At 63.5% G+C, this 21,962-nt stretch carries 22 protein-coding genes and 2 pseudogenes; 14 read left to right on the plus strand and 10 right to left on the minus strand.

Going from position 1 to position 21,962, the window contains the following annotated elements; translation table 11 throughout:
• A pseudogene (locus tag A9W95_RS05990) lies at window positions 1-173 on the plus strand (nitroreductase); the annotation flags it as partial.
• Here A9W95_RS05990 and A9W95_RS05995 read toward each other — a convergent pair.
• The 3 genes from A9W95_RS05995 to A9W95_RS06005 are packed head-to-tail and all read right to left on the minus strand — an operon-like array spanning window position 162 to window position 2,736.
• Window positions 162-1,142, minus strand: a complete 981-nt coding sequence (locus tag A9W95_RS05995) for an NAD-dependent epimerase/dehydratase family protein (RefSeq protein WP_067409690.1) — start codon at window positions 1,140-1,142, stop codon at window positions 162-164. The pseudogene A9W95_RS05990 and the gene A9W95_RS05995 sit on opposite strands and share 12 nt — an antisense overlap.
• Window positions 1,139-2,239 carry an NAD(P)-dependent oxidoreductase gene (locus A9W95_RS06000; protein WP_067409691.1) on the minus strand — a complete coding sequence of 367 codons (1,101 nt, stop codon included), beginning with the start codon at window positions 2,237-2,239 and terminating at the stop codon, window positions 1,139-1,141. The genes A9W95_RS05995 and A9W95_RS06000 overlap by 4 nt, the downstream gene beginning before the upstream one ends.
• A complete protein-coding gene (locus tag A9W95_RS06005) occupies window positions 2,236-2,736 on the minus strand; it encodes a nuclear transport factor 2 family protein (protein ID WP_067409693.1) in 501 nt (166 codons plus the stop codon). The genes A9W95_RS06000 and A9W95_RS06005 overlap by 4 nt, the downstream gene beginning before the upstream one ends.
• Before the next feature lie 110 nt (window positions 2,737-2,846).
• Here A9W95_RS06005 and A9W95_RS06010 point away from each other — a divergent pair, with 110 nt between their 5' ends.
• Together A9W95_RS06010 and A9W95_RS06015 are read left to right on the plus strand one after the other, a co-directional pair.
• Window positions 2,847-3,845: an acyl-CoA dehydrogenase family protein gene (locus A9W95_RS06010; protein ID WP_067409695.1), complete on the plus strand. Its 999-nt coding sequence runs from the start codon at window positions 2,847-2,849 to the stop codon at window positions 3,843-3,845.
• Window positions 3,829-5,004, plus strand: a complete 1,176-nt coding sequence (locus A9W95_RS06015; RefSeq protein WP_067409697.1) for an acyl-CoA dehydrogenase family protein — start codon at window positions 3,829-3,831, stop codon at window positions 5,002-5,004. The genes A9W95_RS06010 and A9W95_RS06015 overlap by 17 nt, the downstream gene beginning before the upstream one ends.
• Before the next feature lie 84 nt (window positions 5,005-5,088).
• On the opposite strand, the gene A9W95_RS06020 is transcribed toward A9W95_RS06015, so the two are convergent.
• Genes A9W95_RS06020 through A9W95_RS06030 form a run of 3 tightly spaced genes read right to left on the minus strand, consistent with a single transcriptional unit; the run spans window position 5,089 to window position 7,388 of the window.
• Window positions 5,089-6,459 (minus strand): cytochrome P450, encoded by a 1,371-nt coding sequence (locus tag A9W95_RS06020; RefSeq protein WP_067409698.1) that lies wholly within the window; start codon window positions 6,457-6,459, stop codon window positions 5,089-5,091.
• 19 nt (window positions 6,460-6,478) lie between these two features.
• Window positions 6,479-6,673 (minus strand): ferredoxin, encoded by a 195-nt coding sequence (locus A9W95_RS06025; protein WP_067409700.1) that lies wholly within the window; start codon window positions 6,671-6,673, stop codon window positions 6,479-6,481.
• Window positions 6,674-6,686: 13 nt separating this feature from the next.
• A complete protein-coding gene (locus A9W95_RS06030; protein ID WP_067409703.1) occupies window positions 6,687-7,388 on the minus strand; it encodes an SDR family NAD(P)-dependent oxidoreductase in 702 nt (233 codons plus the stop codon).
• 356 nt (window positions 7,389-7,744) lie between these two features.
• Here A9W95_RS06030 and A9W95_RS06035 point away from each other — a divergent pair, with 356 nt between their 5' ends.
• The 9 genes from A9W95_RS06035 (at window position 7,745) to A9W95_RS06075 (ending at window position 18,593) form a co-directional block, all read left to right on the plus strand.
• Entirely contained in the window at window positions 7,745-8,950 is a 1,206-nt protein-coding gene (locus tag A9W95_RS06035) for a CaiB/BaiF CoA-transferase family protein (protein WP_067409705.1), read from the plus strand.
• A 281-nt stretch (window positions 8,951-9,231) separates the two neighbouring features.
• Complete coding sequence (locus A9W95_RS06040; protein WP_067409707.1) at window positions 9,232-10,038, plus strand: ABC transporter permease; 807 nt, start codon at window positions 9,232-9,234, stop codon at window positions 10,036-10,038.
• Window positions 10,039-10,072: 34 nt separating this feature from the next.
• On the plus strand, window positions 10,073-10,918 hold the full coding sequence (locus tag A9W95_RS06045) for an ABC transporter permease (protein ID WP_067409709.1): 846 nt from the start codon (window positions 10,073-10,075) through the stop codon (window positions 10,916-10,918).
• A gap of 18 nt (window positions 10,919-10,936) precedes the next feature.
• On the plus strand, window positions 10,937-12,124 hold the full coding sequence (locus tag A9W95_RS06050; protein WP_172826571.1) for an MCE family protein: 1,188 nt from the start codon (window positions 10,937-10,939) through the stop codon (window positions 12,122-12,124).
• Window positions 12,121-13,161, plus strand: coding sequence for an MCE family protein (locus A9W95_RS06055; protein WP_067409711.1), 1,041 nt, complete (start codon window positions 12,121-12,123; stop codon window positions 13,159-13,161). The genes A9W95_RS06050 and A9W95_RS06055 overlap by 4 nt, the downstream gene beginning before the upstream one ends.
• Window positions 13,154-14,236 carry an MCE family protein gene (locus tag A9W95_RS06060; protein WP_067409713.1) on the plus strand — a complete coding sequence of 361 codons (1,083 nt, stop codon included), beginning with the start codon at window positions 13,154-13,156 and terminating at the stop codon, window positions 14,234-14,236. Before A9W95_RS06055 ends, A9W95_RS06060 begins: the two co-directional genes overlap by 8 nt.
• Window positions 14,233-15,675 (plus strand): MCE family protein, encoded by a 1,443-nt coding sequence (locus A9W95_RS06065; RefSeq protein ID WP_067409714.1) that lies wholly within the window; start codon window positions 14,233-14,235, stop codon window positions 15,673-15,675. The genes A9W95_RS06060 and A9W95_RS06065 overlap by 4 nt, the downstream gene beginning before the upstream one ends.
• Entirely contained in the window at window positions 15,672-16,964 is a 1,293-nt protein-coding gene (locus A9W95_RS06070) for an MCE family protein (protein ID WP_067409716.1), read from the plus strand. Before A9W95_RS06065 ends, A9W95_RS06070 begins: the two co-directional genes overlap by 4 nt.
• On the plus strand, window positions 16,965-18,593 hold the full coding sequence (locus A9W95_RS06075; RefSeq protein ID WP_067409718.1) for an MCE family protein: 1,629 nt from the start codon (window positions 16,965-16,967) through the stop codon (window positions 18,591-18,593).
• Between the two features lie 2 nt (window positions 18,594-18,595).
• Here A9W95_RS06075 and A9W95_RS06080 read toward each other — a convergent pair whose 3' ends face one another.
• The 3 genes from A9W95_RS06080 to A9W95_RS06090 all read right to left on the minus strand — a co-directional run bounded on the left by A9W95_RS06080 (window position 18,596) and on the right by A9W95_RS06090 (window position 20,590).
• Complete coding sequence (locus A9W95_RS06080; RefSeq protein WP_253851572.1) at window positions 18,596-19,132, minus strand: hypothetical protein; 537 nt, start codon at window positions 19,130-19,132, stop codon at window positions 18,596-18,598.
• Between the two features lie 82 nt (window positions 19,133-19,214).
• On the minus strand, window positions 19,215-19,829 hold the full coding sequence (locus tag A9W95_RS06085; protein ID WP_067409720.1) for a hypothetical protein: 615 nt from the start codon (window positions 19,827-19,829) through the stop codon (window positions 19,215-19,217).
• Complete coding sequence (locus tag A9W95_RS06090) at window positions 19,826-20,590, minus strand: hypothetical protein (RefSeq protein WP_082982929.1); 765 nt, start codon at window positions 20,588-20,590, stop codon at window positions 19,826-19,828. The genes A9W95_RS06085 and A9W95_RS06090 overlap by 4 nt, the downstream gene beginning before the upstream one ends.
• A gap of 106 nt (window positions 20,591-20,696) precedes the next feature.
• Between A9W95_RS06090 and A9W95_RS06095 the strand changes: the two genes are divergently transcribed.
• The gene (locus A9W95_RS06095; protein WP_067409729.1) at window positions 20,697-21,089 is read left to right on the plus strand and encodes a hypothetical protein; all 393 of its coding nucleotides are present in this window, start codon (window positions 20,697-20,699) and stop codon (window positions 21,087-21,089) included.
• Here the strand turns inward: A9W95_RS06095 and A9W95_RS06100 are convergent.
• Window positions 21,086-21,682, minus strand: coding sequence for a TetR/AcrR family transcriptional regulator (locus tag A9W95_RS06100; protein WP_067409723.1), 597 nt, complete (start codon window positions 21,680-21,682; stop codon window positions 21,086-21,088). The two genes, A9W95_RS06095 and A9W95_RS06100, sit on opposite strands and share 4 nt — an antisense overlap.
• A 99-nt stretch (window positions 21,683-21,781) precedes the next feature.
• Here A9W95_RS06100 and A9W95_RS06105 point away from each other — a divergent pair.
• Window positions 21,782-21,962: pseudogene (locus tag A9W95_RS06105) on the plus strand (hypothetical protein); the annotation flags it as partial.

Consider the following 21,962-nt stretch of genomic DNA (forward strand, 5'->3'; position numbering starts at 1 on the left):
GCGGGGAGAAACTGTTGCGGGATGCGGTTGGCGTACCGAGCGAGTGGATGTTGGCCGGTCACATCGTGGTCGGCTGGCCGAAGGGCAAGCATGGGCAAGTGCGGCGCCGCCCCCTGGCCGATGTGGTGAACCTCGACCATTGGGACCAGCCGGCCACGGGTCTAACGGGCTGACTGCGCGGCGAACCATTTCGCCGCTTTGACGATCGACTCCTCAACCGGCTCTGGCTGCCAACCCAACTCCCGCTCGGCCTTACTGTGGTCCAACGGCGACATCAGATCGGCCATCCGCGCGCCGACATACGCCATTGGCAGATCGCGGTCGAGCAACCGGGCCGCCAGGTCGTTGGCACGTGACACGGTGTACAGCACAGGCATTGGCACCGGGATGCGCGGTGGGCGCCGTCCGACGGCTCGGGCGGCGATCTCGTGCAGTTCTCTGCCGCTCATATACCGGTCGGAGATGATGTAGCGGTGGCCGTCTCGGCCCGCGTCCGCCGCGAGAAGCATTGCGCGGGCGGCATCTTCGATACCGACGACCTCGGAGGAAAAGCCGAGGTAGAAAGGGAACCGGCCCCTGACGACCTGTGCGATGAGTCCGCCGTGCGGGGTGGGGGCCCAGTCGCGCGGCCCATAAGTGGTTGAGATGCACATTGCGACCGCCGGCAATCCACGATCACGCGCGTACTGCAACACGAGCTCCTCGGCGGCCACCCGGGACTCGATGTACGGACCGCCGTCGTTCCAGTTGTGTGGGTCTTCTTCGGTGACCGGACGACGATCGTTGATCGCCAAAGTGCCGGTGCTGCTGGTGAATACGAACTTACGAAGGTCGGCGTCGAGCGCCGCGTCGAGCACGTGGCGCAGGCCGTCGACATTGGTGCGGAACAACGGCGTCGGGTCGCGCAGCCACATCCGGGCGTCGACCACGCAGTAGTACACGACGTCGCAGCCCGTCATTGCGGCGCGCAGCGACGCATCGTCGAAGAGGTCGCCGTAGCAGCGCTCTACCGGCAAATCATCGAATCCTTGCGTGGCACTGGTGCTCCGGATCAGAACCCGCACGTCTTCGCCGGCTGCCACAAGTTGCCGGGTGACATGGGAGCCCAGGAAGCCGCTGGCGCCGACGACCAGTTTCTTCATGCCCGGGCCTGCTCGGCAAGCATGTCGGCACCGTACTGGGCGCTGAGGAAACCCCACGGGTCGGCATAGGTGCCGCGGTGTTCCTGCCGGCGTTGCAGTGCCAGCAGTGCGCGCATCACGGGACGGGCTACCGGTCCGATGGCGCGCAGCACGATGCGCCGCCGGCCCATCGACTCACTGATCCATTCGACGGTATCGGCCCAATTGTGTTGCTGGTATTCCAGTAGCGCCTCGGATTCCGTGGTGTCGAACCAGCCCGTGAAGCTCCAGCCGCGGTCGTCGTCGGGATCGCCCGGCAGGCCGGCCTTGGGACCGAGTCGGCCGAGGCCGACGGCGGCCATCATGTCGTCTTGCAGGTCGCTCATCACCTTTACGTTGGTGTCGTTGCCGGCGATGATGAGTACCTTGCCGGTTACGGCGTCGCGGCGGTCCACCGCGTTGGCGAAGGCCAGCGCGACATCGCGCGCATCGGTTGCGTGCATGCGGTTGTCCACCGGAGTGGCGCGGACCAGCGTGAGGTAATCGCCGTCGAAATTGGCTGCGCCGTCCGGAGAAACAATTGCGGCCAGGCGCAGTATCGCAAATGGCAAGCCGCTGCCAGTGATCAGTTCCTCGGCCAGCAACTTGTCCTCACCGTACTGATCGATCGGATTGACCGGTGTATCACCGGTGATGCGTTCCGGATACCGATACGGATTGCGCGATCCGTAAACCGCTGCGCTGGAAGCGAACACGAACAACGGCGGATCACTCAGGGCTTGCGCCGCCGCCACCAGGTGCCCGGTGCCGTCCACGTTGACCCGGCGCGCAAAGCGCGGGTTGCGGTAGGAGGGCGGAGACACGACGGCGGCCAGATGCACGATCGCGGTGGGCCGGTGGCGCGCCACGACGGCTGCCACCGCGTTCTGATCCAACAGATCGGTGTATTCGGCGATCAGCGTGCCCGGGTGCGCGGTCCTGGCCAGGGCCGCGGCCCCGGCCGCCGATACCTCGTTGTCCAGATCCATGGCCACCACCGTGTGACCACGACTCAGCAGAATCTCCGCGCACCTCTTACCGACCTGCCCGAAGGCGCCGGTGACCAAGGTGACTCTCATCGGCACAGCCTGCGTGCGAGGGCGGATCCGGCGTTGCGCAGCCGAGGCGAGATCCACACGGAGAAAAGTGAATTGAATACGTCCTCCCGCAACCTGGTCAGCGTCGAAGTTTTGATCAGCCAACGGTCGTCGACCTTCTGATAGGTCTCGTGGTAGTGGCCCCGGCCGTTGAGGTTGAGGCCCGGACCCAAGCGGACGACGTCGTGCAACGCCCATACCCCGGTTGCGGTGGTGTCCGAGGTCAGGGTTATCTCGGGGGCATGGACCTGATGGGCCGTGGGCTGGGACGGCTTACCCAGCGCGGTGCGGACGAAGGACACGAACTCGTCGGCGCCCTGGATCACCTTTCCCCCCGATTCCGAGGTATCGCTGACGAAGTCGTCGGTGAACAATTGCCGCCACTCGTCCCAGCGTTTGGTGTCGAGGTAACGGCAGTACCGGGCCTTCAATTGCTTGATCGCCTCGATCTCGAGCAAGGTCGTCACGGCATCCGACATTTGCCGACCTCCGCCCGGGGCTTGCACTTCATAGCCACATTTTGAGATTACTACTTGCAGATCAGAGAATGTTATTCTCGCATAGTCGGTGAGGACAGGAGGCGTTGCGCATGCTGTTGGAGTTCGATGCTGATCAGCGCCTGTGGCAGCAGACCGTACGCGACGTCGTCACCAAGCAGTGCCCGCCGTCGCTGGTGCGCAGCGTCGCCGAAGACGGCACCGACCCGACGCCGTTGTGGAAGTCCTACGTCGACCAGGGTTGGACCGAGCTCAACGACCAGACCGACGCGGTGGAGTTGGCTATCGTTCTGGAAGAGCTGGGACATGCCACCGACCCGACCCCGTTCTTGGCGACCATGAGTCAATTCGCCCCACTGGCACTTGATCGGTTCGACCCGCACCAATCGGGCACCGCGGTATACGGAGGTGTGTCGGCGCACCGGGACGCCGACGGCTGGGTCCTCGATGGCACCGCGCGCCATGTCCTGGACGGTGATCGGGTCGATCAATTGGCCGTGGTGACCGAGGCGGGCGTCTTCCTCGTCGAGGCCGGTCTGGTGTCGGCGCGCCGGGAATCGGTGTTCGATCCGGTGCTGCACGTCGCCGACCTCTCGTTACGTGAGGTGCGGGTACCCGACAGTGCGAGGCTGTGCGTCGACGCCGAGCGCGCGCGTCACATGGCGCTGACCGGCATGGCGCTGACGATGGTGGGCGCCTGCCAGCGCATCCTCGATCTGGTACTCGAACATGTCCGTAGTCGTCATCAATTCGGCGTGCCCATCGGTTCCTTCCAGGCCGTGCAGCACAAAGCCGCCGACATGCATGTCGCGGTGCAACGGGCCCGCGCCTTGGCATACTTTGCGGCGTTGACGATCGCCGCCGACGACCCGCGCCGCCGACTGGCCGCGGCGATGGCCAAAGCCGCTGCGGGAGAATGCCAATCGCTGGTCTTTCGGCACGGCCTGCAATTGCACGGCGCCATGGGATTCACTTGGGAGAACGATCTGCAGTTCGCGCTCAAACGGGCCAAGGCGGGTGAACTCATGCTCGGCGGCGCGGCGGAGCATCGAGCCCTGATCGCTGAGGAGTACCGTGCAGCTGACTTTTGATTCCGACGTCGAGGCGTTCCGGGCGGAATTCTCGGCGTTTCTCGACGAGAATCTGCCTCCGGCAAGCGAAACCCTCGAGCGGCCGCGCTCTGTCTCGCACATGCCGCAGTGGGCACGCCGCTGGCAGCGGCTGCTGTTCGACAATGGTTGGTTGTTGCCCGGGCAGCCACCGGAATTCGGTGGACGCAACGCGACGGTGGTCCAGCAGTTCGTTCATCTCGAGGAACTGTGCCGCCGCCGCATCTATCACAGCTTCAATCCGCAAGGCGTGAATATCGTTGCGGCGTCGCTGTTGTCGTTCGGCAGCGACGAGCAGAAGCAACGCTGGGCGGTGCCCATCCTACGGGCCGAGATCACCGCGTCGCTGGGGATGAGCGAGCCCAGTGCCGGATCGGATCTGGCGTCGCTGCGCACCCGCGCCGTGCTCGACGGTGATCACTTCGTGGTCAACGGGCAGAAGGTGTGGACCTCCGGGGCCCATGACGCCGACGTCTTGCTGACGTTTGTGCGCACCGATCCCGATGCGCCCAAACATAAGGGCATCAGCGTGCTGCTGATCCCCACGGCTACCGAAGGCGTTGTGCGCCGGCCATTCCCGTCCATCTGCTCCGCCGACGACCTGGACTTCAACGAGGTGTTCTTCACCGATGTCAAGGTGCCGAGGGAGAACCTGGTCGGAGAACTGAATCAGGGCTGGCGAGTGGCCAACGGATCGCTTGGGCATGAGCGCACCATGATGTGGCTGGGATTCGCCGACCGGCTGGACAACATGATCGACGATTTCCGCCCCAGGTCGCCGCTGGAACGCGATGACTACGCCACCACAATCATGGACAAACAAGCCTTGCGGCTGCTGGGTTCGGTGGCGCTGGCGCGCGCGGCTCGCGGTGAAGACGACGTGGCCGCCATCTCGGTGCTCAAGCTGCTCGGCTCGGAGGCCGAGTTGCGTGCCAGTGAGCACGCTTTGGCGGCGGCAGGTCCCGATGGGTTGACCCAGCCGGCGCTGACCGGCCCCTATGCGCCGATGAACCTCGACCACTACTTCGCCAGCTGGTTCGAGCGGTACGCGCGCAGTTTCTCGGGCACCATCGCCGGTGGTACCTCGGAGATCCAGCGCAACATCATCGCCCAACGGGTCCTCGGGCTGCCGCGCGGCTAACCCACCACCCGCGAGCAGACGCAAACTCGCACGTTTACTCGCGATTTCATGCGACTTTGCGTCTGCTCGGCGAGGAAAGGGGCGTCAGTCGATGACCGCGGCTTCTCGCCGTTCGGTGACTGGCCGGGCCAATTCCTGTTCGTCGCAGATGCGTTGCAGTTTCTCGAGAGTCTCGTCCAGGCCGGCTCCGACGCGCTGCCCGGGCGTGAAGGTGGCCGGCAGCTTCCGCATCCCCTGGATGACGCCGATGGTTTCGTAATGCACGGCACCGCCGGGCACGCACGAGTAGTCGGGCATTCGATCGAGCACCGCCGTCAGCATCGACTTGAACACAGTGCGTGCCACGTTGGAGCCGATGCATCGGTGCACGCCGATCCCAAAACTGAAATGCCGGTTGCCCTTTCGATCGAGGATGATCTGGTCCGGATCGTGGAACACCGACGGGTCCCGGTTGGCCATGGCCCACGAAATCCAGAGCCGCTCACCCTCTTTGAACTGTGTGCCGTCCAATTCAACGTCGTCGGAGAACGTTCGGCCGTCCCCTGGCGCCGGGGTGAAATAGCGCAAGAACTCTTCGGTCGCCGGATCGAGCAGCGTATCCCGGTGCTCGTGCAACCGTCTGCGCTCCTCGGGGTTGTCCGAAAGCCATTCCAGCGCATGTGCGGTCAGCGCCGTCGTGGTATCGAAGCCGCCGCCGATGACCAACCCGAGGTTGCCCAATATTTCCAGCTCGGGGGCCGGCTCTCCGTCGATCCGCATCTGCAGGAGCGCGTTGACGATCCCCGGCCGCGGATTGTTGCGGATCTCGATCATGTTGTTGACCATGTCGAGCCCCATTTGCCGGTGCATCTCGGTGACCCGCTCGATGTCGGGGGAGTGTTCGGGGGTGTACACCGCGGCGTGCACGGGCTCGCTGTACATGTTCCACTTCTTCAGTGGGATGCCCAGCATCGCCAGTGTCAGCACCGCGGGCACGATGTTGGCCAGGTCGTCAACGAAGTCGATCTTGCCGCTCTCGATCTTCTCGTCGAGGCAGGCCCGAGTTACGTCGTCGATGAACGGTTCCCAGCGTTTGACCGCAGCCGGAGACAAGTACGGGTTGAGAACGGTGCGGTACGTCCGGTGCTCGGGATCGTCCATTTCCAGGATGCCGCCCCGGACGACACTGACCCGGCTGGCCGTCGGAATCGAAATGCCCTTGTAGCCACGCCGTTCGCCATGAATATCGTGGTCGTTGGAGACGACGGGGCAGCGGGCGAGTTCGAAGACTTCGTGGCTGCCGGCGGCCACCCAGTGGCCGCCGTAGGTGTCACTCCACGCCATCGGACACGTGGCGTGCATCTCCTCGGTGACCTTCTTGAACTGGGCGCGGTACTCCGGGGAATGTCGGTCGAAGTGGTAGCGGTTCTTCTTGCGCTCGCTGTCACTTTTGTCGACGACGTCGTCCACACTCAAAGCGCTGTCTCCCTCGGGTTCATTCGGTCACGATGATGGCCTGCTCCGGGCAGGATTGGGCGGCCTCGCGCACCTGGTCCAACTGGTCATCCGGCACTACCTCGCTGATCGCCGAGGCGCTGCCGTCAATATCACTGAGCTCGAACGAATCTGGAGCGATCATCGAGCACAGGGTGTGGCCCTGGCAGCGTTCGGGATCAACCCAGACCTTCACAGTGCCTCCTGACTTAGGTGTTCCGGCCGCCGTTGACGCCCAGGATCTGCCCGGTGATGTAGCCGGCCTCCTCGGAGATGAGGAAGGCGCACGCCGCAGCAATGTCCTCCGGTCTGCCCATGCGGCGCACCGGGGTTCGCGCGATGTTCTGTTCGATGTCGCCAAGGAATCCCTGAGCCGCAGCGTTGCGCAGCATCGGGGTGTCGATGAAGCCCGGTGGCACGGCGTTGACGGTGATGCCGCTGGGCCCGTACTCCAACGCCAGCGATTTGGTCAGTCCATTGACCGCGGACTTGGCCGCCACATAGTGCGACATATATGAGGTACCGGAGTGAGTGCTGGAGGACGAGATGTTGACGATCCGTCCCCAGCCGGCTTCGAGCATGTCGGGTAGCGCCGCCTGAATCGTGTGAAAGACACCGTTGAGGTTGACGTCGATGATCCGCTGCCACTCCTCGAACGAGATATTGGTGAAGCGTTTGAAGCCGTCGAGGCCCGCAGCGTTGACCAACACCGTCACCGGACCAAGTCGGTCGCGGATAGCCGACAAAGCGGTGTCCACCTGTAAACGGTCGGTCACGTCGGCGGTGAAACCGAAGTCGTCGTCGCAGGGATTGAGGTCCACGATGGCCACGTTGAGACCATCGGCCCGCAGGCGGCGCACAATTGCCAATCCGATGCCCGAACCGCCCCCGGTGACGACGGCCGTCTTCACTACACGACCTCCGTTGAAGATGGCGCCGTCTCAGTCACAAAGAATCTCCCTTACAAATTAGGAGAATATTACTCTCGGGCCGGAACGGCGTGCAAGCACGGTCAGAAACCGCACGCAGCCAGGGATTTGAGACTTACCGTCTCTGTCGCTGAGCGATTGCTTAGCTGGTCAGCGGCTAGATCGGGTCTCGAAGTTTCCTTGAATTCTCAGCGGTCGAATGTAGGATTCGCCGGGGATGAGAATGAAATTATCGTGACCGGGACCACACCACTGCGAGACCAGGGGGCCTTGACCATGTCAGCGCAGGACACGCTGGAACGCACAATCTATGCCGTTCCGGTGCAGGGGGCGTCGGCATGAAACCGTTGGAGGGCATTCGCGTTCTGGAAGTCGCCATGTACGGCTTCGTCCCGTCGGCCGGTGCGGTGCTGGTGGAGTGGGGCGCCGAGGTCATCAAGGTCGAGCACGCGGTGACCGGCGACCCGCAGCGCGGACTGCGGCAGACCGGCATGCTGCGTGTCGAGGGCGATCCCAACCCCAACATCGAGCACGCCAACCGCGGCAAGCGCAGCATCGGGTTGGACATGTCGGTCCCCGAAGGCAAGGAAGTCCTGTACGAATTGGCCCGCCGGTCCGACGTCTTCTTGACCAGCTTCCTGCCCGACGCCCGGCAGAAGTTCGGCATCGACGTCGAGGACATCCGCGCGGTGAACCCTGCCATCGTTTATGCCCGTGGCAGCGCGCTGGGTCCGCGTGGACAGGAAGCCACCAAAGGCGGCTACGACATGACCGCGTTTTGGTGCCGGGCCGGGACCGCGGCCACCATCACGCCGATGGGTTACGCCGGGATGATCAACCCGCCCGGACCCGCGTACGGCGACACCATCTCCGGCACCAACTTGGCCGGCGGAATCGCGGCGGCGCTGCTCAAGCGGGAGCGCACCGGTGAACCGTCGGTCGTCGACGTGTCACTGCTGGGCAGCGGACTGTGGGCGCTGGGCCACACCGTCGCGCTGACCACACATCTCGGTCAGCTGATGCAGGCACCGCCGCCCGGTATCCACGGATCTCCGATAAATCCCCTGGTCGGGGTGTATGCGACGGCCGACGAACGGTACATCTCCTTGGTCATGATGCAGCCGACCAAGTTCTGGGCCGATGTGTGTCGGCACGTCGATCTGCCCGAGCTGGCCGACGATCCGCGGTTCGCCACCGCGGAGAGCATCGCTGCCAACACCGCTGAGGCGGTGGAGATCTTGAGCAAAGTCATCGCGACCCGCACGCTCGCCGAGTGGAGCGAGCGGTTTGCCACGCTGTCCGGTCCGTGGGCGCCGGTGCAAGACACCTTGCAAGCGGCCGAGGATGCCCAGATCCGGGCCAATGAATACATCGTGCAAGCCGGCGAATTGGAATTGGTCGCCAACCCAGTGCAATTCGATGTCACTGCACCGCAGACCCGGCCGGCGCCGGGATTCGCCGAACAGACCGACGACATTCTGATGGGCCTCGGGCTCGACTGGGACCGCATTATCGAGCTCAAGACGGCCGGCGCAGTCACCTAGGACCGCAGATGTCGGAGTTGTCGAAGATTCACCCCACGCCCGGTGCCTGCCAGCTATTGCACCGTCGGGATAACGGTTATGCATTTTCCATTCCGCACGGACGTGATCTGAGTCATAATCGCCAAACGCTTCATGACTTGGCGGCCCGGGCGGCCAACATGGTCGGGAAGCGCCAACTCACGCAACAGAACGGAGGTCTGGCGTGAGGAGGAAGTGCCTCGCCGGTTGCAGCGGAGTTGGTGACGGCGCGTCGGCCATGCGCGCGGAAGGAACTCGCGTCCATGGCGAGTAAGGGAGCGGACCGCTGGACCCCAGGCATCAGCTTCGGGCGGGGTTCCAAACCCATGGAGGCAGTCGGGGGCCTGTTCGCCATGTCGGCAGATGCCATCAAGTTCTTGTTCCGCCGCCCTTTTCAGGGACGCGAGTTCCTAGAGCAGTCATGGTTCGTTGCGCGCGTGGCCATGCTGCCCACGCTGCTGGTGGCCATTCCGTTCACCGTCTTGGTGAGCTTCACCCTCAACATCTTGTTGCGAGAGCTCGGTGCCGCCGACTTGTCCGGTGCCGGTGCGGCGTTCGGTGCCGTCACTCAAGTCGGTCCGCTGGTCACCGTGTTGATTGTGGCGGGAGCCGGTGCGACCGCGATGTGTGCCGACCTGGGTTCCCGGACGATCCGCGAAGAGATCGACGCGATGGAAGTGTTGGGTATTAACCCGGTTCAGCGCCTCGTGACGCCGCGCATGTTGGCCTCCGGGCTGGTGGCCCTGCTGCTCAACAGCCTGGTGGTCATCATCGGCATTTTGGGCGGCTACATCTTTTCGGTGTTCGTCCAGGACGTCAATCCCGGCGCATTCGCGGCGGGCATCACCTTGTTGACCGGGGTGCCCGAAGTCATCATTTCCTGCACCAAGGCAGCGCTTTTCGGGCTGATCGCCGGCTTGGTCGCATGTTATCGGGGGCTGACCGTGTCAGGCGGTGGCGCCAAGGCCGTCGGAAACGCCGTCAACGAGACGGTTGTCTATGCGTTCATGTCGTTGTTCGTCGTCAATGTGGTGGTCACCGCTATCGGCATCCGAATGTCGACGAAGTAAGCACGAGTAGCTCATTGGAGGTGTCGAAAACGCTGTGACGCTGAGAGCCGTCTATCCGCGACTATGGCGCCAATTCGACAAGCCGGTCGCCCTCATGGGCCGAATCGGCGATCACACGCTGTTCTACGGCAAGGCGCTCGGCGGCATCCCGTTCGCGGTCACCCACTACGGGCGAGAGGTCGTCCGCCTCATCGCCGAAATCAGCATGGGTGCAGGGACATTGGCGATGATCGGGGGGACCCTGGTTATTGTCGGGTTTCTGACGCTGGCCACCGGTGGGACGCTGGCGGTGCAGGGTTACAGCTCGCTGGGAAACATCGGTATCGAGGCACTGACCGGATTCCTGGCGGCCTTCATCAATGTGCGGATCGCAGCGCCGATCGTGGCCGGCATCGGTTTGGCGGCGACCTTCGGCGCGGGTGTCACCGCGCAACTGGGCGCCATGCGCATCAACGAGGAAATCGACGCGTTGGAATCGATGGCGATCCGTCCGGTTTCATATCTGGTCAGCACCCGGATCGCCGCCGGCATGCTGGCGATCACCCCGCTGTACAGCATCGCGGTCGTCTTGTCGTTTTTGGCCAGTCAGTTCACCACCGTGGTTCTCTTCGGCCAGTCGAGCGGCTTGTACAAGCATTACTTCACAACATTTCTCAATCCGATCGATCTGTTGTGGTCGTTCTTGCAGGCCATTTTGATGGCACTCACCATCTTGCTGATCCACACCTATTACGGTTACTTCGCGTCCGGGGGACCGGCGGGTGTCGGCGTCGCGACCGGGAATGCGGTGCGGACCTCTTTGATCGTCGTGGTGTCGGTGACTTTGCTTGTGTCACTGTCGATCTACGGCTCCAACGGCAACTTCAACCTCTCGGGCTAGCTGGATGGGAAAGGGACAGTGAAGCGCTCGCAGTTACGGCCCCTGGCGGGTTTTGGCACGATCCTGGTGATCGGAGCCATCATCGCCGTTGCGCTGGGTCTGTTCCGTGGCGACTTCACCAGTAGCGTGCCGGTCACCGTCGTTTCGCCGCGGGCCGGGTTGGTGATGAATCCCGAAGCCAAAGTGAAGATGCGCGGTGTCGTCGTCGGCAAGGTCGAATCGATTCAGTCCCGGCCGGACGGCAAGGCAGTGCTGAACCTCGCGATGGAACCCGGGCAGATGCACTTGATCCCGTCCAATGTGCATGTGGACATCGCTTCGACCACGGTGTTCGGGGCGAAATTCGTCGAACTGGTACCGCCCCCCAATCCCTCGCCGCAGCCCCTTAAGCCGAATACGGTGCTGCAGAACAAAGACGTCACCGTGGAGATCAACACCGTATTCCAGCAATTGACTTCAGTGTTGTCATCGATTGACCCCGCCAAGCTGAACGAGACGCTGGGCGCGATCGCCACGGCGGTCAACGACCGGGGTAACAAGATCGGCAAGGGTCTGTCCGATCTGAACGCGTTCTTGGGCCGGCAGAACGCCAGTCTGCCCGCCTTGAGCCACGATCTCGAGACGCTGCCCGCGGTCAGCAACGCCTACGCCGATGCGGCGCCGCATCTGCTCGATACCGCCAACAACGCCATCAGCATCAGCAAGACGCTGGTCGACCAACAACACAGTTTGGACGAATTCCTGATCAGCGCCATCGGTTTGGCGGACACGGGCAACGAGGTGGTCGGCGGAAACCGGCAAGCGCTGGCCAACGTCTTGCATCTGCTGGCGCCGACCACCGATCTGCTCAGCGAATACCACCAAGCGCTGTGGTGTGGCTTGGCCGGGGCCCTGGTGAATACCAAGGGTCAACCCCTACCCGATCCGGGCGTGACCGTTTTGGTCGGTCTGGAACTGGGTGCCGAGCGCTACCGCTACCCGACGAACCTGCCCAAGGTGGCCGCCACCGGTGGTCCGCACTGTGAAGACTTGCCGGAAGTGCCGTTCAACGTCGCTCCGAAGTACCTCGTGACTGACACCGGGGCGAACCCCTGGGCGTACGGGAACCCGCACGTGTTGATCAACTCCGACGCCCTCAAGCAGTTGCTCTACGGGCCGATCGACGGGCCGCCGCGAAACACCATGCAGATTGGGCAACCGGGATGAGCGGCTCGCGGGGAATGATCATCAAGTTCGGCGCTTTCGCGTTGGTCATGGTGCTGCTCACGGTGTCGTTGTTCTTCGTGTTCGGCCAATACCGAACCGGTTCCACGACAGGGTATTCGGCGGTTTTCGCCGACGCGTCGCGTCTCAAAGAGGGACAGACGGTCCGGGTCGCGGGTATCAGGGTGGGCACCGTCAATAGCGTCTCGCTGCGCTCGGACAAGAAGGTGCTGGTCAAGTTCGACGTCGACAACACCGTCGTGCTCACCACCGGCACCCGGGCCGCGGTCCGCTATTTGAACTTGGTGGGGGACCGTTACTTAGAGCTGCTCAATGGTCCCGGATCCACCAAGATCTTGCCGGCGCAGGGGCAGATCCCGGTCGATCGGACCGCCCCGGCGCTGGACCTCGATCTGCTGCTGGGCGGACTGAAACCCGTTATCCAAGGATTGAATCCGAAGGATGTCAACGAGCTGACTGCGGCGCTGTTGCAGGTCTTCCAGGGCGAGGGCGGAACCCTGCAGTCGCTGATGTCGAAAACGTCGTCGTTCTCGAATACGTTGGCCGACAACAACGACACCGTGCAACAGCTGATCGACAATCTGAACACCGTTCTGGGGACGCTGGACAAGGACGGCGACAAGTTCTCTGGTGCGATAGATCGACTGCAGAAAGTGGTCACCGCGTTCTCCGACGAGCGCCGCACGATCGGCACCGCGATCGACGCGCTGGACAGCGGGACGGCTTCGATTGCCGATCTGCTCAACCGAGCACGCAGACCGCTGGCCGGTACGGTCGACGAGCTCAACAGGCTCGCACCGATTCTCGAAAGCGATCAGGACAAGCTGGACACGTCGTTGCACAGATTGCCGCACAACTACAAGAAGCTCGTACGGCTGGGCTCGTACGGTAGCTGGATCCCTTACTACCTGTGCGAGCTGAGCTTGCGGGTCTCCGACCTGCAATACCGCACGGTGGTGGTGCCCATCTTCAAACAACAGGCCGGCCGGTGCGCGGAGCCCAAGGACGTCAATGAATAAGTACCGCGGGGCCAAACTCATCAAGGCGGGATTCATCGGCGTCATGCTGATGGCTCTGGTCATCACCGTCGGACTCTCGCCGGACCAACTCATAGAGCGGGCCACCATGGTCCGCTACCAGGCGCGGTTCGCCGAAGCGGGCGGTTTGATGTCGGGCAACGACGTGCTGATCTCCGGGGTCAAGGTCGGCTCGGTCTCCAAAATCGCGCTGGACAAGGGCGACGCTTTGGTGACCTTCACCGTCAAGGGCGCGGTCGAGTTGGGGTCGAACTCCACCGCGCACATCCGGACCGGTTCACTGCTGGGTCAGCGGGTACTCGCCGTCGAATCCGCCGGCGGCGGCAAGATGCATCCACTGGACATCATCCCGCTCAAACGGACGTCGTCGCCCTACTCGCTGAGCGATGCGGTCAGCGACCTCGCCGGCGATGTCGCCGGCACGAACACCCAGTCGCTCAATCAGTCGTTGGACACACTGGCCGCCACACTCGATCAGATTGCGCCCCAACTGGGTCCGACCTTCGAGGGAGTGACCCGATTGTCACAAGCCCTCAACAACCGCAACAAGTCACTAAGCGACCTGCTCAAGGGTGCGGCTGACGTCACCAAGATCCTGGCCCAGCGCAGCGATCAGGTGAACACTCTCATCCTCAACGCCAACGACCTGCTGAGCGTATTGGTGCAGCGGCGGCAGGAAATCGTGCAGCTGCTCGCCAATACCTCAGCGGTGGCCAAGCAGCTGGAGGGCGTGGTCCACGACAACGAGAGCAAACTCGCACCGACATTGGCCAAGCTGAACTCGGTGACCGCGATGCTGGAGAAGAACCGGGACAACATCAGTCAGGCCCTGCCCGGACTCGCGAAATTTCAGATCACTTTGGGTGAGACGGTTTCCGAAGGCTTCTACTACTCCGCTTTCGTTCCGAACTTCCTGGTGGCAGAACTGTTCCAGCCGTTCTGGGACTACTACTTCGGGTTCCGGGCCAATGGCGCACCCGGCGCGCCGCCGGACAACGCCGGGCCGCGGGCCTTGATCCCGTTCCCGTACAACGGCATTCCGGGCGGCTCGCGATGACGGCGCTCAACAAGATTCCTCGCAACAAGCTCAGATCCGGTTTGACCTTGGTACTGGCCGGCGTTCTGATCATCGGCGCGATCACGGCCATTCGCCTGACCTTCTTCGGGCCGAAGACGATCAGCGCATACTTCACCACGGCAACCGCGATCTATCCCGGAGACGACGTCCGGGTCGCGGGCATCAAAGTCGGGACGATTAGCGCCATCCGTCCGGAGGGAACGCAGACCAAGTTGGTCATGCACATCGATCACGGTGTGCCGATCTCGGCGAACGCGAAAGCGGTCATCGTCGCCCAGAACCTGGTCGCCGCCCGCTACGTCCAACTCGCCCCCGCCTACCGGACCAGTGGGCCCACCATGGCAGACGGTGCGGTCATACCGCTGAGCCGTACCGCGGTTCCCATGGAGTGGGACGAGGTCAAGAATCAATTGATGCGCCTGGCAACCGATTTGGGTCCCAAACCGGATTCCGGAGCCGGCGGTGAGGTCTCCACGTCGGTTGGCCATTTCATCGACAGCGCGGCCAACGCGTTGGGCGAAGGCAACGGCGCAAAGCTGCGCCAGACGCTGGCTCAGCTTTCCGGCCTGGCGCGAACCTTAGCCAGCGGCAGCGGCAACATCGTCGACATCATCAAGAACCTGCAGACCTTCGTGTCGGTCTTGCGTAACAGCAGCGAGCAACTGGTGGTGTTCAACGATCGACTCGCCACTCTTACCAGCGTCCTGGATGAGAACAAGTCGGATCTCGATGCGGCGCTGACCAATTTGTCGCAGGCGGTCGGCGAGGTGCAGCGGTTCATCGAAGGAACTCGTGATCAGACTTCAGAACAGATCACTCGCCTGGCCGACCTCACCCAAATTCTGGTGGACAACAAGATGGCGCTGCAGAACATTTTGCACGTCACCCCGAACGCGCTCGCTAACGGCTACAACGACTACGAACCGGACATGGGCGTCATCCGGGGTGGGTTCTCCGTGTCGAACACCGCCAACTCAATCCATTTGTACTGCTCGGCGATGGGCGCCGTGGAAAACGTCACTGCGGTTGAAACAGGCAAACTCTGCGCGTTGTATGCCGGTCCGGCGTTGCGGGTGTTCAACCCGCTGCTGTTGTTCAACTTCAACTACCTGCCGATCCCGCTGAATCCCTTCCTGGCGCCGTCGGCGGACCCGCAGAACATCATGTACAGCGAACCGCGTCTGGCGCCTGGAGGGGAGGGCCCGAAACCCGGGCCGCCCGAGATGCCGCCCGCGGTGTCGGCGTACACCGGCCTGCCCGGCGATGTGCCGCCGGCGCCGCCTCCGCCGCCACCGCCGGCACGAATCCCGGGTGCGGCGATGCCCGAACCGCCGGCGCCGACCAGGCCCGGCGAATCTCCGGCACCCGCACCAGCGCCCATACCGGGTCTGCTCCCGGCAGAAGGGGGGCAACCATGAGAGCGTGGACCCTGACGCGGCGTGTGGCCGCGTTGTGTGTGGCTGTGATGCTGGGCTCCAGCGGTTGTGCATTCAACGGTTTGAACTCCCTGCCGCTGCCAGGTGCGGTGGGACGGGGTCCCGACGCGCGTACCTACCATGTCGAGATATCGAACGTCGGTACGCTGGAATCGAATTCGCCGGTTATGATCGACGATGTCGTCGTCGGCAGTATCAGCAAGATGACGGTGCGTGACTGGCATGCCCTGCTCGACTTCTCGGTGAATTCCGGTGTCGTGATTCCGGCTAACGTGGTCGCCAGCGTTGGACAGACCAGTCTGCTGGGGTCCATGCACCTGGAACTCAACGTGCCGCCTGGCGAGCAAGCCGGGGGACGGCTCCCACCGGGAGCCACCATTCCGCTGAAGAGGTCCTCGACGTATCCCTCGACGGAGCAGACACTTTCGTCGCTATCGGTCATCGTTAACTCGGGTGGCTTCACCCAGATCGGTGACGTCATCCACAATTTCAACGCCGCCCTGTCCGGTCGCGCCGGTGACGTCCGCGAGTTGCTGGAGCGCTTGGACAAGTTCGTCGGCACGTTCGATCAGCAGCGCGGCAATCTGGTCGCCTCGATCCAGGCGTTGAACAGATTCGCCGGAACGCTGGCTGGCCAACGCGAGGTCATCTCGCAAGCGCTGAACAAAATTCCGCCGGCATTGGAAGTGCTGATCACCGAGCGCCCGCGCATCATCACCGCGCTCGACAAACTCGGCACTTTCAGCGATACCGCGACCAGGTTGGTCAACGACGCCGGCGACGATCTGGTGCGGAACCTTAAGAATCTGGAGCCGACGATCAAAGCGCTGGCCGACGTCGGCCCCGACCTCGATACGGTGCTGGCCTACGCGCCGACGTTCCCCTTCACCCAGAACGTCATCGACCGAGCGGTCCGTGGCGACTTCTTCAACGGGTTCTTCAAGATCGACTTGACGAACGCCCGGCTCCGGAAGGGCTTGTTGCTGGGCACGCATTGGGGACGGCTGGGCGCGGATCTGATTCCCGCCCCGGGTGATCCGCAGTGGCTGCAATATCAATATCCTGAGGGTGGACCGGGGGTGCCGCCGCCCGTCGGAGAGGCTTTGCCGCCAGTGCCGAACGGCGGCCGTCCGCTGCCGGGTCCGCCGCCGGCCTACGCGCCGGGACCGGCGCCAGGACCGCAACCTGGCCTGGCGCCCGGAGTCGATGCCGGGGCTCCCGTCCCGGGTGCGACTCCGGTGATCACTGAGCCCGCGGATGGGGGGCAATAGATGCTGACCCGCTTCGTCCGTATCCAACTCGCCATCTTCACCGTCGTGGGGCTGGCCGGTCTGGCCGTGATGGTGCTCAATTACGTGCAGGCGCCGACGCTGCTGGGCATCGGGAAGATGACTGTCACGCTGGAGCTGCCGTCGTCGGGTGGCCTGTACCGGTTCAGCAATGTGACCTACCGGGGCGTACAGGTCGGCAAGGTCACCGGGATCGTCCTGACCCCGAACGGGGCGAAAGCCACCATGCGCCTGGACAACTCACCGAAGATTCCGTCCGACCTGAAAGCCGAGATACGCAGCATCTCGGCGGTGGGCGAGCAATATGTGGATCTGCGCCCCCGCACCGACGCGCCACCCTACCTGCGCGACGGCTCGGTGATCGCCATGAGCGACACCACGATTCCGCAACCGATCGGTCCCGTGCTCGATCAGACGAGCAGACTGATCAACAGCATCCCGACGGGCAAGCTCACCACACTGCTCGACGAATCGTTCCAGGCATTCAATGGTGCGGGTTACGACTTTCAATCGCTATTCGATTCGGCGTCGCAACTGTCCGGCGATCTCAACGGCGTCTCCGACCGTGCGCAAACCCTGACCGAGCACACCGGGCCGGTGCTCGACTCACAAGCGCAGACCGCGGACGCGGTCCGGCTGTGGGCACGCAGCCTGGCCGGAGTGACCGGGCAACTGCGCCAGAACGATTCGGAGTTCCGAACCCTGCTGCACCAGGGACCGGGGGCATTCAACGAGGCCTCACGCCTGCTCGACCAGATCAAACCGACGCTGCCGGTGCTGTTGGCGAACCTCACCACGATCGGGCAGATCGGCGTCACCTACCACGCGTCCATCGAGCAGGTGCTGGTATTGTTGCCGCCGTTCACCGCCGCTATCCAGTCGTTCGCTCCCTTCAAGAACAACCGGACCGGTTATGCGGTGGGCGACTTCGCCGCCCTTGCCAATGATCCGCCCGGTTGCACGGTCGGCTTCCTACCACCTAACCAATGGCGGTCACCGGCGGACACGCGCACCGTCGATACCCCGGAGGGCCTGTACTGCAAACTGCCGCAGGACTCCCCGATCGGCGTTCGCGGCGCGCGCAACTACCCATGCATGGGCCATCCCGGCAAGCGCGCACCGACTGTCGAAATCTGCGACAGCGACAAGCCATTCGAACCACTGGCGATTCGTCAGCATGTGATGGGCACCTACCCGCTGGACCCCAATCTGATTGCGCAGGGCATCCCTCCGGATGACCGGGTGAACTTCTTCCGTGACAGAATCTTCGGGCCCGTCGAGGGCACACCGATGCCGCCGCAAGCGGGTGGTCAGGCGCCACCGCCGCAGTTGTCCAACCTCAACGTGATGGAGCCGACTCCTCCCGGGGTGCAACCGATTGCGCCGCTGGACCTTCCGTCGGGCGAGCCGGCTCCGTCGACCGGCGGCCCGCACGCGGCACCAAGCGCATTCGGCGGCAACCTTTCCGGCGGTGCCGGCAGCGGCCCTTCGGTGGCGATCGCGCACTACGATCCCAGCACCGGCCGTTACCTGGCGCCCGATGGCCAGACCTACCGGCAGCTGGACCTGGTCAAGCCACCCAAAACCTGGCAGGACATGCTGCGCGCCTAGGGTCAGCCGATTTTGTCGAGCCGGAACGGCATGTCGATCGTCAGCCACTTGTTGACCCGGCAGGCGCCACTGGGGCCGACGGTCTTGTCCCGACCGGCGAGGGTGGGCGAGCCGACCCGGAAATTCCCATCGTTGTCGACCGGAACAAACAGGAAAGTCTGGTGCCCGGTGTTCGGTGTTCCGTCGGGGCAGGTTTCCCAGTTGGGCACGTCGTGCTCCACCTTCCACATCTGCCCGTCATGCATGACGATCGGTGCGCTCCAACCCTGGTCGCTGTTCACCGTGCCGCTGCATTCCTGCGCGTCGCGGCACGACGACGTGATCGTCCATACGCTGCGCACCGTGGCCTCGTCGTGGAACGATTCGTTGGTTTTCGCCCAATTGCCCAGCGACATGGCGTCGTAGCGCCCGTTGATCGAGATGTCGGCAGAGGCCCGCGCCGGCGGTGCGGCGGCCAAGGCGCCGGTCGTAAGACAGGCGGCCAGCACCGCGTTGGTGAATCGACTGGCGGACCTAGCCTTTGAAACGGAATGCGTCATTGCATACATCGCTACTCCTTGGCGCGCTAAAGCCAAACACTAACACCGCCGCAACTGCTCAGCCAGACGTTTCCTGGAGTAGTTAAGCGTGAGTGCTGTCGAACGCGTTAATCAGCCAGGCACCGTTCACCTTCGTCAGTTCGACCCGAACGCTGCTGGTGGTGTTGACCGGTTCGGGTTTGAGCTTGCTGACCAGCTTCTGACCGATAAACAGAAGTACAACAGCCGAATTCGGGTGTAGCTCCGCTACGGCAGCCCGAATGATGTGGACGGTCGTGGTGAGCTGTCCACGCTGGCTCGCCGGCGTGACGATCTGTTCGATGAAGCGCAGGTATGTCGCCTCGAATTCAGGGGTGATGCGCAACTTCGCGCTCTGGACGTCGGGTCCCAGGCTGTCGGGGGAGTAGGACAGCAACGCGACGGCGCCGTCTGAAGCGGCTTTGATGACCTGGCGTGCGACGGCATCGTCGGTTAGTTGGTCGGGACGGTAGTCGTAGTAGTACAGCTCGCCGGCCCACCCCAGCGCGGCGACAACCAACAAGGACAACAGAATTGGGCGCCACCGGGTCCGGCATCGCCGCATCCCGCGCCCGCATGCGGCCCCTAGCCGCCGCCTGCGGGCGCGCCAGGCCGACTCTGTCTGCGGCACATCGTCTTCGCCGCTAGCGGTGATGTCCGCGTCATTGTCAACGGTCATGGCAGGGCCTCGATGGACGAGATCTTTAGCTGACCGTCTTCCCGCTGCAGGGTCATGACGATTCGCCATTGATGCGGCGGCGGATTACGGTCGGAACCGCTGGCTTCGGCCTTCGCCGCGACCAGCACGACGGCCGAATTGTTCGTCGTGGACTGCACCGCTACATTCTCCACGGTGACCTTGGTGCTGATCTTGGTCTGCTGAACCTGCTTGACGATCTCTTCCGCGCCGAGCAGCATTCCGGCCTTGAACTGCCCGGTGCTGATGTCGATGATGTGCTGGATATCGTCGCGGGCCTTTTTGGCGTCGATCGCCATGAGCGTCACCGCGTTCTGGCGGGCCGCTGCAGCGAATTCCGCGGTGCGCTGCCGCTCTTTCACAGCGTTGCGATGATATTGCAGGACATAGCCGCTGGCGGCCAATGCGGCGCAGGCGACCAGGGTCGCAAGGCTCAGCGCCACGGTTTTTCGCCCCGGGCGACGCGGCCGGGGCAGCCGAATTCTCAAGCGCCGCCGTTTCGTCGGCGTGGGCGTGAGCTCGTCGTCCTCGATCTCCTCCGGAGAATCACCGGCTGCTTCGTCCCGGTCGGTGAGCAGTTCGGCAGCTCGGCGGTGCAACTCCGTCGCACGCGCGCGGGCGGCTTCGGCACGTGCTTGGGCGGTGGCGACGTCTTGTTCGGCTTGTGCCAGCGACGGTTCGGAAGTCGTGAGCGCGACGCCGTCGACGTCGAACGCGTTCGGCGTTTGCTCCTGCGACGGCATAGTCACCCCCTACCGCGAATCTCGTCATCCATTCTTTAGGCCAAGCAGGCGCAGAACGAATGAGTTTTCCTTCCGATTGTGCAAGAGTAATAGAGTGCGATTTTTCGTGGCAGTGATTGCCGCGTTGCTCGGCATCACGGTGTTTGCGGCGCCCCCGTCAGGTGCCAGTCCGACAGTGTGCGACTACCCGGACTGTACGCCCGGAATTGCAGCGCATCAGGTTCTGGGTGCCCCGTGCGAGAACACGACGTACTACGTCTTCGCAACGGCCGATTACAACCTTTCGTTCGGCACCCAACCGGGACGGCTGATGTTCTGTGGCTCGCCGCGGCGATACGAGCCCCGATGGTTCCGCTCGCCGCCCATGGCCGGGGTCAAGATCGAAAACTCCGACTGCATTGATTTCCCGGAGTATTACGTGGCGCAGGCCCCCGACGGCTTATTTCTGATCTGCAACGCCCATGACGGCAAACAGATCTGGGAGCGCGGGGACACTTAGTCCGGGTGGCCCAGGCCGAGTAGACGCCTCGTCAATTCGGTGAGCCGGGTCCGCAAGGTCTCGTCGTCGATGTCGGCCACCAGCGGGTGCATGACTGCGCTACTGACCGCACCGGAGAACATCGCTCCCGCGATCCGGTTGTCTTCGTCGCTGTCATCAAGCAGGACCCGATACAGGCGCGCCATGAATCGCTGGAACGGTTCGTGTTCGGCCAGCAACCGGACCACGACGGGGTCGAACTGCAGCGTGCGCACCAGGCGCCGGTCGCGAACCGCCATCTCGATCACGCTCACCAACAATGCGTCCCGCGCCTGTGCCTGCTCACCATGGGTCTCGGCTTTCTCCAGCGCCGGAGACAGCCTGGCAAGCTCTCGTTCGGTAACAGCGATGACGATGTGGTCCTTGGTGCGGAACTGGTGGTAAACAGCGGCTTTCGTGATCCCCACGGCGTCGGCGATCATCTGCAACGACGTACCGCTTACCCCGTGTTGAGCGAACAGATCCAACGCCGCGTCGAGGACTCGGGTGCGGGCAGCGCTGTGCTGGACGGCCCTCAATTCGCCCTCGGAAACCGATCGTTGCGGTGACGCCACAGGATGAGCGTAGACGAACGTCTTGACCCTAGGCTAGCCGATCGGCTAGCTTCGCTGACTAGCCGTGCGTGTTTCAGCCGTCGCACCGAAGGAGTCACGATGCCCGACGTCGGTGCAAGCGATACCCAGGCGCCCGTGGTCGAGCGCAACCGCACCGACGGTGAGCGGATCCTGTTCTGGACGTTGCCGGTCGCGGCGCTCATCTGGGTATCGGCGTTCGTGTTGTTCCCCGGTTTCACGCCACCGCTGTCACCGACGTTGTCCGCTGAACAGGTAGCAG

This window comes from Mycobacterium sp. 1423905.2, assembly GCF_001673155.1.
GTDB lineage: Bacteria > Actinomycetota > Actinomycetes > Mycobacteriales > Mycobacteriaceae > Mycobacterium.

What these genes read in the sequence shown, in the direction of transcription:
- A9W95_RS05995 (WP_067409690.1), bottom strand. Translation starts at nt 1,142, where the DNA reads ATGAAGAAACTGGTCGTCGGCGCCAGCGGCTTCCTGGGCTCCCATGTC.
- A9W95_RS06000 (WP_067409691.1), bottom strand. Translation starts at nt 2,239, where the DNA reads ATGAGAGTCACCTTGGTCACCGGCGCCTTCGGGCAGGTCGGTAAGAGG.
- A9W95_RS06005 (WP_067409693.1), bottom strand. Translation starts at nt 2,736, where the DNA reads ATGTCGGATGCCGTGACGACCTTGCTCGAGATCGAGGCGATCAAGCAA.
- A9W95_RS06010 (WP_067409695.1), top strand. Translation starts at nt 2,847, where the DNA reads ATGCTGTTGGAGTTCGATGCTGATCAGCGCCTGTGGCAGCAGACCGTA.
- A9W95_RS06035 (WP_067409705.1), top strand. Translation starts at nt 7,745, where the DNA reads ATGAAACCGTTGGAGGGCATTCGCGTTCTGGAAGTCGCCATGTACGGC.
- A9W95_RS06040 (WP_067409707.1), top strand. Translation starts at nt 9,232, where the DNA reads ATGGCGAGTAAGGGAGCGGACCGCTGGACCCCAGGCATCAGCTTCGGG.
- A9W95_RS06055 (WP_067409711.1), top strand. Translation starts at nt 12,121, where the DNA reads ATGAGCGGCTCGCGGGGAATGATCATCAAGTTCGGCGCTTTCGCGTTG.
- A9W95_RS06060 (WP_067409713.1), top strand. Translation starts at nt 13,154, where the DNA reads ATGAATAAGTACCGCGGGGCCAAACTCATCAAGGCGGGATTCATCGGC.
- A9W95_RS06065 (WP_067409714.1), top strand. Translation starts at nt 14,233, where the DNA reads ATGACGGCGCTCAACAAGATTCCTCGCAACAAGCTCAGATCCGGTTTG.
- A9W95_RS06070 (WP_067409716.1), top strand. Translation starts at nt 15,672, where the DNA reads ATGAGAGCGTGGACCCTGACGCGGCGTGTGGCCGCGTTGTGTGTGGCT.
- A9W95_RS06075 (WP_067409718.1), top strand. Translation starts at nt 16,965, where the DNA reads ATGCTGACCCGCTTCGTCCGTATCCAACTCGCCATCTTCACCGTCGTG.
- A9W95_RS06080 (WP_253851572.1), bottom strand. Translation starts at nt 19,132, where the DNA reads ATGACGCATTCCGTTTCAAAGGCTAGGTCCGCCAGTCGATTCACCAAC.
- A9W95_RS06085 (WP_067409720.1), bottom strand. Translation starts at nt 19,829, where the DNA reads ATGACCGTTGACAATGACGCGGACATCACCGCTAGCGGCGAAGACGAT.
- A9W95_RS06090 (WP_082982929.1), bottom strand. Translation starts at nt 20,590, where the DNA reads ATGCCGTCGCAGGAGCAAACGCCGAACGCGTTCGACGTCGACGGCGTC.